Genomic DNA, 17,136 nt, shown 5'->3' on the forward strand with positions numbered 1-17,136 from the left:
ATATACTCTTAATCTTTATAAATTCCTTTCGCTGGAATTTCTATCTCGTATAATTTCCCTGAACTATTATTTAAGAATGATTCTCGCAACCATGGATTATGGATTTTTAAAATCTTATAATTAATATCGAATCCTTTCGCAAAACTGGCAAAATCAGTAACTGGGGTATCAACTTCTACGGTATAGGTTGGGACTAAATTATATAAATCTTTTTCTCTAAAATTGAAACCATATTGTAAAGGATTACTCATAATCTCTTTTAAAGCGACAATTCTAAACACGTAACGCCCTGTTTCTTCTCCAAGTAATAAATCGTAGTATTCACCAACAAGCTGATCATCTAAACGCGAAGACACACCTCTATTCCCTGCATTATAAGCTGCAGCTGCCAAGGTCCAACTTCCTAACTGTTCTTTAGATTTTTTTAAGTACTCACAAGCGACTTCTGTTGATTTTTCAAGATTATAACGCTCGTCTACATTATCATTTATTTCTAAACCGAAATCTTTTCCCGTTCCTTTCATAATTTGCCAAAAGCCACGTGCTCCTGCTGGAGAGACTGCATTTGTTAATCCGCTTTCTATGACGGCCAAATATTTAAAATCGTCTGGTATACCGTTTTTCTTTAAAATCGGTTCAATTACAGGAAAGTATTTATTGGCACGTTTAAACAATAACAATGCGTTAGACTGCCAATACGTGTTTACTAATAATTCACGATCCATACGTTCTTGAATATCGGGATCGTCTAACGGTAAAGCTTCGCCTGCAAAATCCAATTTTTCTGGCATTGGCAAGGCATAAATGCTATAATCGTTTAATTGTTTTTTTTCAAAATTCTCATCGGTTTCAGGATCTTGAACTGCATGTATAGACAATGCAACTACACTTAATAATCCTAAAAACATTAATCCTTTTTGGATACGCTTCATAGTAATCGGTTTTGTTTTTAAAGTAACGAATATCATCAAAATCTAAGCCACATTATCGGCTAAAATTAATTTCGGAAGATTCTCATTAAACCATTTATATTTATTTATAATCATAATATGCGTACCGCCATTTACAATAATACAATCTTGCATATTTTGAAATGGAAATACAGCGTCTTTATCACCATGAATATGAATTGTATTAGGCTGCGGGATCTCCTGGTCCCAGCATACGACTTGCTCAATCGCCCAATCTAAATAATTCTTATCTCTAACTGATAAATATTTTTTATATAAGTTTACGCGCTTAGTAATAGAATCTCCAAAGGCATATTTTGCATAAGATTCAAAATCCCTAACTAAATGTGTTGGGAGAAACTTATACATTTTAGTAGCTTTTGCCAATTTCATTCGCTTTGGCAGCTCGTATTTTGTCAATACACTAGAGATAACTATAATTTTTCTAGCTTTTATATGTTTACTCATTTCCTGCACTAGAATCCCTCCAAAAGAAACCCCTACAAGAACAGGGTTCTCTTCAACTATATCCTTACATATACGTTTAGCATATGCAGATAAACTCTCTTTTCGTTCAGGAATAATCCATTCTAACAAATGTATCTTAAATCTATCCTTCGGTAAATGTATGTATTCAAATATTGAAGAATTAGCGGCCATTCCTGGCATAAAATACACATGTATTATATCTTGATTCATAAGGTATTAAACTGTTAAACTCTTTAATTTTACAATAAATTTCCGTAAATTTGCAACGGTTTTAAGAGAAACCAAAAATAGTGAATTCTATTTTTCTCACATCACTACGTTCGTTAAAAAACATGACCATGACAGAAACAGCAGAAGTAACAGACAACGATTTTTTACGTCAGTTTGAATACAAAATTGACAATGATTTAGCAATCATTGAATATTCGCTCCAAGAACGAAAGATTTTTTTAACCAAACTAATTGTTTCAGAAGAACATGATAATGAAACATTTAGAGACGAATTTATAACTCTAGTTCTAAAAAACATACAAGAACGAAATCTAAGTGTAATGCCAACGTGCCCCACTATAGCTAAATTCGTAAGAAAACACAGAGAATACAAAAGTATGTTACCTATAGGTGTAAGAATCTAAATATTATAAAAAAGCCACTTTAAAAGTGGCTTTTTTAGTTTTATGCTGTAGCAATGGCTTTTACAAATTCAAACCTGACTAAGCCATCTTCGTCTATTTTTGTTAAGGTAACCTCTTGCAATGTGTTTACCATTTCTGGATTCCAAGGTGCTTTAACTTTTACATAGTTTTCGGTAAATCCCTGAATGTAGCCTTCTTTATTTTCATCTTCAAAAAGAACAGTACGTGTACTTCCTATTTGGCTTTCGTAAAATGCTCTTCGTTTTTTAACCGATAAGCCACGAAGCATTTTACTACGCTTGCTTCGTACACTTTTAGGTACTTCCCCTTCCATATTTACAGCTTCTGTATTATCGCGCTCAGAATACATAAATACGTGTAAGTACGAAATATTTAATTCATTTAAAAAATGATATGTTTCAAGAAACAACTCATCTGTTTCTCCTGGAAACCCAACAATAACATCGACACCAATACAAGCATCCGGCATGACTGTTTTAATCTTATTTACGCGATCAACATATAATTCTTTCATGTAACGACGCTTCATTAACTTAAGAATCTCGTTGCTTCCACTTTGTAGCGGAATATGAAAATGAGGGACAAATATTCTACTTTTAGACACAAAATCTATCGTTTCATTTTTAAGTAAATTAGGCTCGATAGATGAAATTCGAAGACGTTCTATCCCTTCAACCGTATCTAAACCTTGAACCAATTCATAAAACGTATGCTCGTGTTTTTTATTCCCGAACTCCCCTTTTCCGTAATCCCCAATATTCACACCGGTTAAAACTATTTCTTTAATATTTTTTTCTGAAATTTCTTTAGCATTTTTAAGTACATTTTCTAAAGCATCACTTCTAGAAATACCTCGTGCTAACGGAATTGTACAATACGTACATTTATAATCGCAACCATCTTGTACTTTTAAAAAAGCACGCGTTCTGTCTCCAATAGAATAACTCCCAACATAAAAATCGGCATCTTCAATTTCGCAGGAATGTATTTCGCCAAAATCGTTTTTAGATAAATCGTTTAAATAATCTGTAATTTTAAATTTCTCCGTTGCTCCTAAAACCAAATCTACACCATCTACATCGGCTAATTCCTGTGGTTTTAATTGGGCATAACAACCAACCGCTGCAACAAATGCTTTCGGATTCACTTTTTGTGCCTGTTTTACAATCGTTTTAAAACGCTTGTCTGCATTTTCGGTTACCGAACATGTATTAATTACATAAATATCTGCAGGGTCTGAAAAGTCTACACGGTCAAATCCTTCATTTTCAAAATTTCTAGCAATAGTAGAGGTTTCCGAAAAATTTAGTTTGCAGCCTAAAGTATAAAAAGCAACTTTTTGTCGAGTCATAATTTGATATTCTAAAATGCTACAAATTTACAAAAAATCTATGGTGTTTAGGTTAAAACCCACTTAATACCTAGTCATTAAATAATTAGATGGATGATGTGAATTGGTATAAGCTTAGAAAAATGAATTAATTTAAAAAGCCTACTCCTTTTGTGTTATAATACCCTTACTTTTGAAATTCTAACGCTTTAAGTATAATTTCCTTTTATAGTTTATGACTTCAGTTTTAAAAATTTCTACTGCCTATTTTAAAAACATCCTATTTTTATGTTTTGGAAGTTTGATCCTGATAAACTGTTCTCCCAAGAAAAAAGAAAACAATAACAATCTTGTCTTTAAATATAACGAGCATAAAAACATTGGCTCTTTGGATCCAGCATTCTCAAAGGACATTGCTGATATTTGGGCGACAAATCAGCTTTTTAATGGATTAGTACAAATGAATGATAGCATGCAAGTAGAACCTGCAATTGCCAAATCTTGGACTATTTCTGATGACGGATTAACATATACTTTTGCATTACGGGACGATGTTTATTATCACCAACACCCTTTATTTGGAAAAGATTCTACACGCACTGTAACTGCTAAAGATTTTTCATACAGTCTAAATCGTTTACTCGATCCGGAAGTTGGATCACCTGGAAGATGGGTTTTAAATAAAGTGGAAACGTTCAAATCTGTTAACGATAGCACATTCCAAATACAGCTAAAACAACCTTTTCCGGCCTTTCTTGGATTATTAACCATGAAATACTGCGCTGTTGTTCCTGAAGAAATAGTTAACCATTATGGCTCGGAATTTAGATCACATCCTATTGGCACGGGTCCGTTTTACTTTAAACGTTGGGAAGAAAATGTAAAACTCGTATTTAGAAAAAACACTTCGTATTTTGAAAAAGATGCAGAAGGACAGCAGTTACCGTATTTAGAAGCTGTATCCATCACCTTTTTACCAGACAAACAAAGTGAGTTTTTACAATTTGCACAAGGTAATATCGATTTTATTTCGGGACTAGACGCCTCATATAAGGATGAAATTTTAACAGCCAACGGACATTTAAGAGATCGCTATACGACTGAAGTAAATATGATTCGTGGCCCGTATTTGAACACTGAATATTTATCGTTTTATATGGATTCTGAATTGACAGAAATTCAATCGGAATGGCTTCGAAAAAGTATTAATTACGGATTCGACCGTGAAAAAATGATGACTTACCTAAGAAACGGTATCGGTATTCCTGCGCATGGCGGATTCATTCCTAAAGGATTGCCAGGTTATAATGCGACAATCGGATTTGATTATCAGCCTGAAAAAGCTAAAGCTTATCTCGAAAAGTTTAAAACACAAACAGGCATTCTAAACCCGGAGATAACCATAACAACAACGAGTAACTATTTAAGCTTTTGCGAATATATTCAGCGTGAAATTCAGAAAACAGGATTAATTGTAAATATTAATGTGGTTCCACCTTCAGCATTAAAAGATGCCAAAGCAAATGGAAAATTAGATATATTTAGAGCCAGTTGGGTTGCCGATTATCCAGATGCAGAAAATTATTTATCGCTATTTTATAGCAAAAATTTCGCCCCAAATGGCCCAAATTATTCACATTTTAAAAATGATATGTTTGACACCTGGTATGAACAATCTTTTACTGAAACAAATACAGCTGCACGAGAAATACTTTACGCTAAAATTGATTCTTTAGTTATTGCAGAAGCTCCTGTAGTGCCATTATTTTACGATGAAGTGGTTCGTTTTACAAGAAAAAACGTTCACGGTTTAGGTATAAATCCGACAAATCTGTTAGAATTAAAACAAGTTAAGAAACACGATTAGTCTCTTCTAAACTTTTTAGTGTCTTCAAAAACGTGCTCTAAAATAGCTTTGTCGATTTCAGAAAATTCAAGATTTCTACGCTTCATTACAACTTCGGCAACTTCAAAAGCTTTATTTGTAGCATATGTTGTAAACCCACTACTTCCACCCCAACTAAAACTAGGTACAAAATTACGCGGAAATCCAGTACCAAATATATTGGCATTAACACCAACTACAGTTCCTGTATTAAACATAGTGTTGATACCACATTTACTATGATCCCCCATCATTAACCCACAAAATTGAAGCCCTGTTTTTGCAAAATTCTCAGTTTCGTAACTCCACAATCTCACTTCGGCATAATTATTTTTCAGGTTAGAATTATTGGTGTCTGCACCTAAATTACACCATTCTCCTAGCACAGAATTTCCTAAATAACCATCATGGCCTTTATTCGAATTTGCAAACAATACGGAGTTATTTATTTCTCCACCAACTTTACAATACGGTCCAATGGTTGTTGGTCCGTAAATCTTTGCTCCCATTTTAACTGCAGCTTTTTCACACAAAGCAAAAGGTCCGCGAATTAAACAACCTTCTAGAATTACAGCATCCTTACCTATATAAATAGGACCAGTAGATGCATTTAAAGTTACGAAGTTAAGTTCTGCACCTTCTTCAATAAATATATTTTCTGAAGCAATTGTATTTACAGTAGCAGGAATAGGCTGAGATGTCCTTCCGTCTGTTAACAGTTCGAAATCCTCCTGAATAGCATCTCCATTTTTAGAAAAGATATCCCAAGTATATTCTACTTTAAGAGACTCTTCATTATACTCGATAGCTTCATAAGTATCAAAATCGATATCTTCTTGACTATCTGTTGTAAAAAAAGCAATTACATCTTCTCCTTTAAAAATGGCTTGATTAAGTTCCAAACCTTTTACCAATTCTACCAATTCATAGTTAGGAAGAAACGATGCATTAATCATTACATTCTCCTCCATTTCGACCATCGGATATTTATCTGCAAGATAATCTTCGGTAATCGTTGTGGTTGTGCTTCCCAGATGATGTTCCCATTTTTCTCGAATGGTTAAAATTCCAATTCTAATATCGGCTACAGGTCTTGTAAAAGTAAAAGGTAACAAGCTGTTGCGTGAAGGACCATCAAAGAGAATATAATTCATAATTAATTTTTTAAGTAAAAATAAAAAAGCCTTTCAGAATCTGAAAGGCTTTTTTAAAATATTTTTGTACTAAATTATTTTTTGAATTTAGCGTATTTGTTTTTGAATTTATCAATACGACCTGCCGTATCAATTAATTTAGATTTACCTGTATAGAACGGGTGAGATGTTCTTGAAATCTCCATTTTAATTAAAGGATACTCAACACCTTCTACTTCTAATGTTTCACTTGTGTTAGCAGTAGATTTTGTTAAAAATACATCCTCATTCGACATATCTTTAAATGCTACTACTCTATAATTTCCTGGATGGATATCTTTTTTCATCACTAAACGTTTTAATCTTATCAATTTTTGAGACTGCAAATTTAATTAAATTTTATTCTCACGCAATCTTTTTCTGTAATTTTTATTTAAGTTTCTTTTTGTAACGTTTTAGTATCTTTGTTTACTAACTTTTTTTAAACCTGTTAATCAATCACAAAATTATGGAAAATTCTTTTAAATCTATGGCTGCCACTTACGGTATTTATTTAGCCATCTTATTATCGGCTGTCACCGTTTTTGCTTACGTTATAAATCTTGAATACCTTACCAGTGTATGGGTTGGCGTGGCTTTATTTATAGTTATTATAATATTCGGGATAATCTCGACTGCAAAAGCAAAAAGTTTACAAAATGGATTTATTAGTTTTAAAGATGCATTTACAGCGTATTTTACTACGGTAGTAATTGGTGTTATAATTAGTTCTATTGTAAGTGTAATTCTTTTTAATTACATAGACCCAGATGCTGCTGAAGCATTAAAACTACAAGTTATTGAGAAATCTACAGCTATGATGCAAAGTTTTGGTACGCCACAAGAAGCAATAGACATTGCCGTTGCAGAAATGGAAAATCAAAATCAGTTTGAATTAGGAAATCAAATCCAATCTCTAGCAATGCAAATTGTTTTTTATTGTATAATTGGTTTAATAATTGCATTTGCAATGAAAAAAACTGACCCAGAAGCAATTTAATTATAGTATTTTTGAAGCTTTTAAAAGTTTAAAACGCATAGATGAATATATCAGTAGTCATACCGCTACTTAACGAACACGAATCTTTAAATGAATTATACGATTGGATTGCACGAGTTATGCTATCCAATCGTTTTTCATACGAAGTTATTTTTATAGATGACGGCAGTACAGATAATTCTTGGAATATTATTTCAGAACTATCCAAAGCCCATCCCGAAGTTAAAGGCATTCAATTTTTAAGAAATCATGGTAAATCGCAAGCCTTACATGCTGGCTTTGCAAGAGCAAATGGCGATGTAATTATTACCATGGATGCCGATTTACAAGACAACCCCGAAGAGATCCCAGAGCTTTACAACATGATTGTGAATGACCATTTTGACATGGTTTCGGGCTGGAAAAAGAAACGTTACGACTCTATAATTTCAAAAAATTTACCTTCAAAATTATTTAATTGGGCGGCAAGAAAAACATCAGGAGTTAAACTTCATGATTTTAATTGCGGACTAAAATCATATAAAAACGATGTTGTAAAAAACATTGATGTTAATGGTGAAATGCATCGTTATATTCCGCTTTTGGCTAAAAATGCTGGATTCTCTAATATTGGAGAAAAAATAGTTCAGCATCAAGCTAGAAAGTATGGCGAAACAAAATTTGGTATGGAGCGCTTTATTCACGGATTTTTAGACTTAATTACCATTTGGTTTCTTTCGCGCTTTGGCAAACGACCAATGCATCTTTTTGGTGCATTAGGTGGATTAATGTTAGCGATTGGATTTGGATTTTCTGTATATTTAGGAATTGATAAAATTTTTCTAAATCCATATGGCAGACTTATTACCGAACGTCCACAATTTTTTATTGCATTAACTACAATGATTATTGGAACACAATTTTTTGTTGCTGGCTTTTTAGGAGAACTTGTTTTAAGATCAAAACCTAACAGAGTTAGATATAGAATTAAAAATGAATTAAATTTAGAACAGACATTATAACCACTCAACTAATTACTTATTATTGTTTATTATATAATTAAAATATTATGACTCACATTGAACCTGAATTATTAGAACGCGTAAACACATGGTTAACACCTGCCTTTGATGAAGACACACAAACTAACATTAAAGATTTAATTGCTAACAATCCAACAGATTTAAAAGAAAGCTTTTATAAAGACTTAGAATTTGGAACTGGAGGTATGCGAGGTATAATGGGAGTTGGCACCAACCGTATTAATAAATATACATTAGGAAAAAACACTCAAGGTTTAAGCAATTATTTACATACAAGTTTCCCTAACGAAACTGTAAAAGTAGCCATTGCTTACGATTGTAGACATAATAGTAAATCATTAGCAAAAGTTGTTGCCGATGTCTTTTCAGCAAATAATATTGAGGTTTATCTTTTCGAAGATTTACGTCCAACACCAGAATTATCTTTCGCAGTAAGACACTTAAACTGCCATTGTGGTATCGTTTTAACAGCGTCTCACAATCCACCAGAATATAACGGTTATAAAGTATATTGGCAAGATGGAGGACAATTGGTTCCGCCACACGACGATTTAATTGTAAAGTTAATTGACGGTTTAGATTATTCTGAAATTAAATTTGAAGAAAACGCTGAACTTATTCATTATATTGGAGAAGATGTAGACAATGCTTTTATTGAAGCATCTATAGAAAACGGAAGCTACACAACAGATGAAGCTAGAGAACAATTAAAAGTTGTTTTTACTCCACTTCACGGAACGTCTGTAACGTCTGTTCCTCAAACTTTAAAACAAGCTGGTTACAATCACGTTCATATTGTAAAAGAACAAGAAGTACCAAATGGTGATTTCCCAACTGTAAAATCTCCAAATCCAGAAGAACCTGAAGCTTTAAAAATGGCTTTAGATTTAGCCGATGAAACAGGATCTGATATCGTTATAGGTACAGACCCTGATTGTGACCGTTTAGGAGTTGCAGTTCGCGATTTAGATGGTAAAATGATTTTATTAAATGGAAATCAAACCATGTTATTAATGACAGATTTCCTTCTTAAACAATGGAAAGCTAAAGGCAAACTTAAAGGAAACGAATTTATCGCTTCAACAATAGTATCGACTCCAATGATGCATCAATTAGCAAAAGCTTACGATGTAGATTATAAAGTTGGACTTACAGGATTTAAATGGATTGCTAAAATGATTCAAGATTTCCCAGAACAAACTTATGTTGGTGGTGGTGAAGAAAGTTTTGGTTATTTAGTGGGCGATTTTGTTCGCGATAAAGATGCCGTAACCTCTACCCTATTGGCTTGTGAAATTGCTGCTGATGCAAAAGCAAACGGAAGTTCTATGTACCAAAGTTTATTAGATCTTTATGTTGAACACGATTTATATAAAGAACGTTTAATTTCATTAACTAAAAAAGGAATTGAAGGTGCTCAAGAAATCACTCAAATGATGATTGATGCTCGCGAAAACCCAGTTTCAACAATTAACGGTTCTAAAGTTGTAAGTGTAGAAGATTACCAAACTGCAACAGTTAAATATTTAGCAACTGGAAAAGAAGAAACTATAGATATTCCTAAATCTAATGTTATTATTTATTACACAGAAGATGGTAGTAAAGTTGCATTAAGACCTAGTGGAACAGAGCCTAAAATTAAATTCTATATTAGCGCCAATACACCGTTAGACAGCACAGACAATTTTAAAGCGACAGAAGCAAAACTTGAAGCTAAAATTGATGCTATTATTAAAGATATGAAACTTAGTTAATGAACTATTTTAAACAGATATTTAGATTCGCTAAACCTTATAAAGTTTATGCGATTCTAAATATCATTTGTAATATATTTTACGCCCTTTTTGGCACTTTAGCCATGGTTTCGTTATTCCCAATGCTTAACGTATTATTCGATAAAACGAAACAAATAAATGCAAAACCTGTATGGGAAGGCTTTTCTGGGATAAAGGATTATGCCGAAAATTATTTAAATTTCTTTGTTACTCAAAAAGCAAACGAAGGTAGCGATCAAGTGTTATTTTTTATGGTTGCTTTGGTTGTAAGCATGTTTTTATTAAAAAACTTCTTCAACTATCTAGCCATGTATTTTATCACCTATTTAAGGAATGGCGTACTAAAAGATCTTCGAGATACACTGTACGACAAATACTTAAATTTACCACTATCCTTCTTCTCTGAAAAACGAAAAGGAGATAGTATTGCTAGAATTTCTAGTGATGTTCAAGAAATTCAAACCTCTTTTTTATCTATTTTAGAACTTATAGTTCGCGAACCCTTAATGATTATTTTTACTATCATAGCCATGTTTATGATTAGTGTTGAACTAACCATTTTTGTCTTCGTGTTTATTCCCGTTAGTGGATTTCTAATCTCATTAATAGGAAAATCTTTAAAGAAGAAATCGGATAAGGTTCAGAAAGAACAAGGTATTTTTTTATCTGTTGTAGAAGAAACTCTAGGCGGACTAAAAGTGATAAAAGGCTTTACTTCTGAAACTATTTTTAGTAATAGATTTAGAGATTCAACTTTAAGATATTACAACTTTTCCAACACTTTATTAAATCGTCAGAACTTAGCATCACCTACAAGTGAAGTTTTAGGAATTACGGTTATTTCCGTATTACTTTGGTATGGCGGACGAATGGTTTTAAACGAAAACAGCTTAGATGCTGGTTTATTCATCGTTTATATTGGTCTTGCATATAACATTTTAACACCTGCAAAAGCGATTAGTAAAGCGAGTTATGGTGTTAAAAAAGGAAATGCTGCAGCAGAACGTGTTTTAGAAATTTTAAATACAGAATCGCCTTTAGAAGACAAACCTAATGCTAAAGTTAAAGCAGATTTTAATAACGACATTTCACTAAACAACATTTCGTTTAAATATGAAGATGATTTAGTTTTGAAACAGTTTTCACTAAAAGTGCCTAAAGGAAAAAGTGTTGCGCTAGTTGGACAATCTGGTAGTGGAAAAAGTACGATTGCCAATCTTGTGACACGTTTTTACGACGTTAACGAAGGTAGTATTACTATAGATGGTGATGATATTCGAGACTTAACAAAACATTCACTACGTAGTTTAATGGGCTTAGTAACTCAAGATTCCATATTGTTTAACGACACCATTAAAGAAAATATTCTTTTAGGAAAAGAAAATGCTACAGACGATGAAATTATCGAAGCACTAAAAATTGCAAATGCTTGGGAATTTGTAAAAGATTTACCTCTTGGTATAGAAACTAATATTGGAGATTCTGGAAACAAATTATCTGGCGGACAAAAGCAGCGATTAAGTATTGCACGTGCCGTTTTAAAAAATCCTCCAATTATGATTCTGGATGAAGCGACTTCTGCATTAGATACAGAAAGTGAACGTTTAGTGCAGAATGCCTTAGAGAATATGATGAAAAACAGAACCTCTATTGTAATCGCTCACCGTTTATCAACCATTCAAAGTGCAGATACTATTGTAGTGATGCAAAAAGGTGAAATTGTAGAGCAAGGAACTCATGACGAATTACTTCAGAAAAATAACGTTTACAAGAAATTAGTAAACATGCAAAGTTTCGAGTAAAAGATTAATAAAACTCATTAATAAAAGGATAAGCAGATTTAAAATGTTTATCCTTTTTTTACGTGTAATTTTAAAGTTTATTTCAATTAATATCCGTTTCAAATTAAACTTTTAATACCTTATACAGTCTAAGTACAAAACCTATGAATGATTAACGAGTCACAGCTTTTAGAGCAACTAAAATCTGATGCAACCAGAGATTTAGCTTTTAAAGAATTAATTCGTCTTTATAAGGAACGTCTGTATTGGCATATCCGTAACATTGTAAAATCTCACGAAGACGCCGATGATGTGTTACAAAATACATTCATAAAAATATTTAGAAATATAAATTCATTTCACGGAGACAGTAAATTATACTCGTGGATGTATAGAATCGCAACTAACGAATCCATTTCATTTATAAATAAAAGAGCAAAATTATTACAAATTACAAATGAAGACACACAACAATTAGCATTAGATCAATTAAAATCTGATGTGTATTTTGAAGGCGACGAGATTCAATTTAAATTACAACAAGCTATCGCTAGGCTGCCCCAAAAACAGCAACTGGTATTTAATATGCGCTATTTTGAAGACATAAAATATAAGGATATGTCTGAGATATTAGAAACTAGTGAAGGTGCTTTAAAAGCCTCTTATCACCTAGCTGTAAAAAAAATTGAAGACTATTTAACACATGATTAAACCTTTGCATAAAAAAACAGTCTAAATACTAAGATGAAACTCAAAGACTTACATAACAATAACACCGCAGGATTTAAAATTCCGAAAGATTATTTTAATAATCTGGAGGACACAATTTTAAATGAAGCCAAAATGCAAGCTAAAATTCCTAGTCATGGTTTTAAAGTACCAGATCATTATTTCGAAAATTTAGAAGACACCATTTATAATAAAGCTACGGCTAAAAACACGTCTAAAGTTAGAAGGTTACATATACAACCTTGGGTATATGCCGCCAGTATTGCTGCCTGTTTAATGCTAATGTTTACACTTACGTTTTCAAATAATCAATCTAATTCTATAAGCTCTATAAACAATGAATCGCTTGAATCTTTTATTTTAAATGAAGATTTAAACACTTCGGAAATGGCAACATTAGTTACAGATTCAGATGTATTTGGAAGCGACATTTTGGATAGTGCAATTAGTGATGCATCTATAAATAATTATATTGAAAGTGAAATTGAACTTGAAGATCTTTTAGACAATTAAAATTTATTTTATGAAAAAACAATATATCATTTTACTACTCACCTTATGTACAGTAAATGTATTTTCACAAACTAAGGACGAAAAAATAGAGAATTTAAAAATAGCCTATTTCACTGAAAAGTTAGATCTTTCTAAAAGTGAAGCGCAAAAATTTTGGCCCATTTATAATGATTACAATGAGCAAAACGATGCCATTCGAGAAGAAATGAAAGCCCAAAGAAGAAATATAGATATTCAAACGTTAACTGAAGCTGAGGCTAAAATACTTTTGACTAATATGATAAGATCAAATGATGAAAGAGAGCTCTTATTCAATTTATATATTAAAGAATTACAAAATGCTTTACCTGCTAAAAAAATAATCATTCTTAAGAAAACCGAAGATGAATTTAAGCGTAAAATATTCGATGAATATAAAAAAAGACATAGAAGTGATAACAAATAGCAATTTTAAAAGAGCCCAAGAGGCTCTTTTTTTATGCTTCAAACTGAGAACAATACCGATTTCGACACACCATAAACACTAACTTTAAGACAGTTAAATCATTTAAAATTAGATTCATTCATTTTAAAAACCATTAGAGTATAAAATTATTTGGTTTGATTACAGTTTATTCTTTTTCGTAAAAAATATTTCGCTACATTTACAATCAACAACTGCTTACATATAAATCAACTGATTTATTACGCTTAATATTTTCTGAAATGATTGGTTCAAATATTCGACATTTAAGGTCTCTTAAAAAACTTTCGCAAGAAGCACTTGCAAAAGCACTTAATATTACAAGATCTAGAATTGGATCGTACGAAGAGGGTCGTTCTGAACCTTCGATAGAAATGTTAATGGTATTTTCAGATTATTTTAAGCTTCCAGCAGATATACTAATACGAACAGATTTAACTAAAACCAAAGATGGTTCGTTTCTTGAAATTGGTGAAGGGCGCATACTTTTTCCAATGGTTGTAGATATTGATGACGACGAGTTAATAGAAGTCGTGCCAGTAAAAGCCTCCGCTGGATATTTAAATGGTTACGACGACCCAGAATATATCGATCAATTACAAAAAATAAAGTTACCATTTTTACCAACGGGAAAGCACAGAGCATTTCCTATAAAAGGTGATTCTATGCTACCATTAAAGAACGGATCTTACGTTGTTGGTCGATTTATCGAAAATAAAAACGACATACAAAACGGACGTACATATGTGATTTTAACAAACACTCAAGGTATGGTTTACAAACGTGTCTATAATCAGATTAAAGACAATAATGGTTTGCTTTTAGTCTCTGATAACAAAACTTACGATCCTTATTTTGTTTCAATTCACGATGTCTTAGAATTATGGGAATTTGCTTGCTGTATAAATACTCAGGAATATGAAGAACACGAACTACAATTAAGTAGCATAATAAGAATGTTTAACGAGCTTGGAATAGAATTAAAAGCTTTAGAAAAAATGATGCAATAATGTATACTATAATAGATATTGAAACGACTGGCAGTGGAAATAAAATTACTGAAATTGCTATTTTAAAACATGATGGAACACAAATTATAGAGGAGTTTACATCTTTAGTAAATCCTGAAGCTCATATTCCCGATTATATTACAGCTTTAACAGGAATTGACAACAGTATGGTTGCCGATGCTCCAACATTTTCTGAAATTGCACAGCAAGTTATAGATATTACAACAGACACTATTTTTGTAGCTCATAATGTAAATTTCGATTATAATATTATTCGTAATTCATTTAAAGAACTTGGTATCGAATTTAAAAGAAAAAAATTATGTACCATACGATTATCCAGAAAACTGCTTCCTGGTCATCAATCCTATAGTCTTGGAAAATTATGTACAACCTTAAACATTGAAGTATTTGATAGACATCGCGCCAAAGGTGATGCTGAAGCTACTGTTATTTTATTTGAGATGTTGTTAGCTCAAGACCAAGCAGAAATCGTTTTTAAAAACTTTTTAAAACCAACTTCAAAAGAAGCTACTTTACCTCCAAACTTACCAAGTACAGTTTTTAATGCTATACCAAATACACCTGGAATATATTATTTCAAAAATAAAAAAGGCACAATTATTTATGTCGGGAAAGCTAAAGATTTAAAAAAACGTGTATTGAGTCATTTCTATAACAAAACAGAGAAAGAAATGAATCTTTGTAGAGAAACAGCCGATATTTCTTTTGATTTATCGGGAAGCGAATTAATTGCTTTACTTATGGAAGATGCAGCTATTAAAGAACATTATCCAGAGTTTAATCAAGCAGCAAAGCGCAATCCAAAAGCCTTCGCTATTTTTAGTTACGAAGATCGTGATGGCATCAAGCATTTGGCATATAACACCTTAAAATCGGCACCAAATCCACTTCAAATATATTATTCTATTACAGATTGCAGACAGCAATTAGAGTTATATTGCAAGGCTTTTAATTTATGTCCGAAGTATTGTCATTTACAAGAAGGCGTTTCTGAGTGTTCGCATTATCTCATTAATAATTGTAACGGTATTTGCAAGCAATTAGAATCTATTGATGATTATAATTTGAGAGTAAACGAAGCCATTGAAACTATTAAAAGTAGCAACCAAGAGATGGTTTTAAAACAAACGGGAAGACATAACGAAGAATCCGCTTTTATTTTGATTAAAGATGGCTATTATAAAGGTTATGGATTTATGGATACAACAGAACAAATTATGCATACCGATGATTTAGAACGTTTTTTAATTCCACAGAATGACACTATGCATACACAAAAGATATTACAAAGTGTTATTCTGAAAACAAATACGCTAGTTCAAACTAATTCTGTAGCTATTTAAAAAATTAATTAAACCAATCCCATGTGATTTTTAAACCTTCGGCAACAGTAAACTGAGGCTTGTATCCTAATAAACGTTCAGCTTTAGAAATATCGGCTAGAGAATCTCTAACATCACCTTGTCTATTTGGACCATAAATAGGTTTTAAATCAGAATCAGCTGCCAATTTTAAATCATTCCATAATTGGTTTACACTAATTCGTTCACCACAAGCCACATTAAAAACTTCGTTTGCAGCCTCTTTTGGTGCAAAAAAACCACGAACATTAGCTTGAACCGCATTATCTACAAAAGTAAAATCACGCGTTTGTCCACCATCACCATTAATTTTTGCCGGATTGTTATCTTTTAAAGCTTGCATAAACAGAGGAATTACCGCAGCATAGGCGCCATTTGGACTTTGTCTAGGTCCAAACACATTAAAATATCTAAACCCTATAACATCGGTTCCGTAAGTTTTACCAAACACATTAACATACAATTCATTCACATATTTTGTAACAGCATACGGAGATAATGGATTCCCAATAATATCTTCTACTTTTGGCAGATTTTGACTATCTCCATATGTAGAACTTGACGCCGCATATACCATACGCTTTACAGAATCGCTATCTTTCACCGCCACTAACATGTTTAAAAACCCATTAATATTAGCATTATTTGTTGCTATAGGATCTTCTATAGAACGCGGAACAGAACCTAAAGCTGCTTGATGACTAACATAATCCATACCTGCAACAGCTCGTTTACAAGTTTCTAAATCTGTAATATCACCTTCAATAAGTTCGAATGCTGGATTTGAACTAAATGCAGCTAAATTTTCACGATATCCGTTTGAAAAATTATCAAGCACACGAACTTTCTTAGTTCCATATTTTAAAAGGTACTCAACTAAATTAGAACCGATAAAACCAGCACCTCCAGTTACTAAAATACTAATGTTTGATAAATCTGCTGAATGGTATTTTGTATTGTACATAGTTTTGTATTT

At 32.3% G+C, this 17,136-nt stretch carries 17 protein-coding genes; 11 read left to right on the plus strand and 6 right to left on the minus strand.

Annotation, left to right across the window (positions count from 1 at the left end; genetic code table 11):
• Window positions 1–8: 8 nt before the first annotated feature.
• Window positions 9–932 carry a lytic transglycosylase domain-containing protein gene (locus R6X41_RS14515; protein ID WP_318501066.1) on the minus strand — a complete coding sequence of 308 codons (924 nt, stop codon included), beginning with the start codon at window positions 930–932 and terminating at the stop codon, window positions 9–11.
• Window positions 933–974: 42 nt separating this feature from the next.
• The gene (locus R6X41_RS14520) at window positions 975–1,649 is read right to left on the minus strand and encodes an alpha/beta hydrolase family protein (RefSeq protein WP_318501067.1); all 675 of its coding nucleotides are present in this window, start codon (window positions 1,647–1,649) and stop codon (window positions 975–977) included.
• Between the two features lie 128 nt (window positions 1,650–1,777).
• Here R6X41_RS14520 and R6X41_RS14525 point away from each other — a divergent pair, with 128 nt between their 5' ends.
• Window positions 1,778–2,074: a GNAT family N-acetyltransferase gene (locus R6X41_RS14525; RefSeq protein WP_318501068.1), complete on the plus strand. Its 297-nt coding sequence runs from the start codon at window positions 1,778–1,780 to the stop codon at window positions 2,072–2,074.
• 40 nt (window positions 2,075–2,114) lie between these two features.
• Here the strand turns inward: R6X41_RS14525 and mtaB are convergent, their stop codons facing one another.
• Entirely contained in the window at window positions 2,115–3,446 is a 1,332-nt protein-coding gene (mtaB, locus tag R6X41_RS14530) for a tRNA (N(6)-L-threonylcarbamoyladenosine(37)-C(2))-methylthiotransferase MtaB (RefSeq protein WP_318501069.1), read from the minus strand.
• 214 nt (window positions 3,447–3,660) lie between these two features.
• Here mtaB and R6X41_RS14535 point away from each other — a divergent pair, with 214 nt between their 5' ends.
• Window positions 3,661–5,292 carry an ABC transporter substrate-binding protein gene (locus R6X41_RS14535; RefSeq protein ID WP_318501070.1) on the plus strand — a complete coding sequence of 544 codons (1,632 nt, stop codon included), beginning with the start codon at window positions 3,661–3,663 and terminating at the stop codon, window positions 5,290–5,292.
• Here R6X41_RS14535 and R6X41_RS14540 read toward each other — a convergent pair.
• Window positions 5,289–6,464 (minus strand): GlmU family protein, encoded by a 1,176-nt coding sequence (locus tag R6X41_RS14540; protein ID WP_318501071.1) that lies wholly within the window; start codon window positions 6,462–6,464, stop codon window positions 5,289–5,291. The genes R6X41_RS14535 and R6X41_RS14540 overlap by 4 nt on opposite strands.
• A 74-nt stretch (window positions 6,465–6,538) precedes the next feature.
• Window positions 6,539–6,790 carry a type B 50S ribosomal protein L31 gene (locus R6X41_RS14545; RefSeq protein WP_318501072.1) on the minus strand — a complete coding sequence of 84 codons (252 nt, stop codon included), beginning with the start codon at window positions 6,788–6,790 and terminating at the stop codon, window positions 6,539–6,541.
• Window positions 6,791–6,951: 161 nt separating this feature from the next.
• Here R6X41_RS14545 and R6X41_RS14550 point away from each other — a divergent pair, with 161 nt between their 5' ends.
• The 9 genes from R6X41_RS14550 (at window position 6,952) to R6X41_RS14590 (ending at window position 16,142) form a co-directional block, all read left to right on the plus strand.
• Complete coding sequence (locus tag R6X41_RS14550; protein WP_318501073.1) at window positions 6,952–7,482, plus strand: DUF4199 domain-containing protein; 531 nt, start codon at window positions 6,952–6,954, stop codon at window positions 7,480–7,482.
• Window positions 7,483–7,523: 41 nt separating this feature from the next.
• Window positions 7,524–8,483, plus strand: coding sequence for a glycosyltransferase family 2 protein (locus R6X41_RS14555; RefSeq protein WP_318501074.1), 960 nt, complete (start codon window positions 7,524–7,526; stop codon window positions 8,481–8,483).
• A gap of 47 nt (window positions 8,484–8,530) precedes the next feature.
• Window positions 8,531–10,258 carry a phospho-sugar mutase gene (locus tag R6X41_RS14560; protein ID WP_318501075.1) on the plus strand — a complete coding sequence of 576 codons (1,728 nt, stop codon included), beginning with the start codon at window positions 8,531–8,533 and terminating at the stop codon, window positions 10,256–10,258.
• Window positions 10,258–12,081, plus strand: a complete 1,824-nt coding sequence (locus R6X41_RS14565) for an ABC transporter ATP-binding protein (RefSeq protein ID WP_318501076.1) — start codon at window positions 10,258–10,260, stop codon at window positions 12,079–12,081. Before R6X41_RS14560 ends, R6X41_RS14565 begins: the two co-directional genes overlap by 1 nt.
• 147 nt (window positions 12,082–12,228) lie before the next feature.
• Window positions 12,229–12,771 (plus strand): RNA polymerase sigma factor, encoded by a 543-nt coding sequence (locus R6X41_RS14570; protein ID WP_318501077.1) that lies wholly within the window; start codon window positions 12,229–12,231, stop codon window positions 12,769–12,771.
• A 33-nt stretch (window positions 12,772–12,804) separates the two neighbouring features.
• Complete coding sequence (locus tag R6X41_RS14575; RefSeq protein WP_318501078.1) at window positions 12,805–13,302, plus strand: hypothetical protein; 498 nt, start codon at window positions 12,805–12,807, stop codon at window positions 13,300–13,302.
• A 10-nt stretch (window positions 13,303–13,312) separates the two neighbouring features.
• Entirely contained in the window at window positions 13,313–13,747 is a 435-nt protein-coding gene (locus R6X41_RS14580; RefSeq protein WP_318501079.1) for a sensor of ECF-type sigma factor, read from the plus strand.
• A 260-nt stretch (window positions 13,748–14,007) separates the two neighbouring features.
• Window positions 14,008–14,775, plus strand: a complete 768-nt coding sequence (locus R6X41_RS14585; RefSeq protein WP_318501080.1) for an XRE family transcriptional regulator — start codon at window positions 14,008–14,010, stop codon at window positions 14,773–14,775.
• Complete coding sequence (locus R6X41_RS14590; protein WP_318501130.1) at window positions 14,772–16,142, plus strand: exonuclease domain-containing protein; 1,371 nt, start codon at window positions 14,772–14,774, stop codon at window positions 16,140–16,142. Before R6X41_RS14585 ends, R6X41_RS14590 begins: the two co-directional genes overlap by 4 nt.
• 4 nt (window positions 16,143–16,146) lie before the next feature.
• Here the strand turns inward: R6X41_RS14590 and R6X41_RS14595 are convergent, their stop codons facing one another.
• On the minus strand, window positions 16,147–17,124 hold the full coding sequence (locus R6X41_RS14595) for an SDR family oxidoreductase (RefSeq protein ID WP_318501081.1): 978 nt from the start codon (window positions 17,122–17,124) through the stop codon (window positions 16,147–16,149).
• Window positions 17,125–17,136: the final 12 nt, after the last annotated feature.

This window comes from Formosa sejongensis, from assembly GCF_033447105.1.
In the GTDB taxonomy this organism is placed as follows: domain Bacteria; phylum Bacteroidota; class Bacteroidia; order Flavobacteriales; family Flavobacteriaceae; genus Formosa.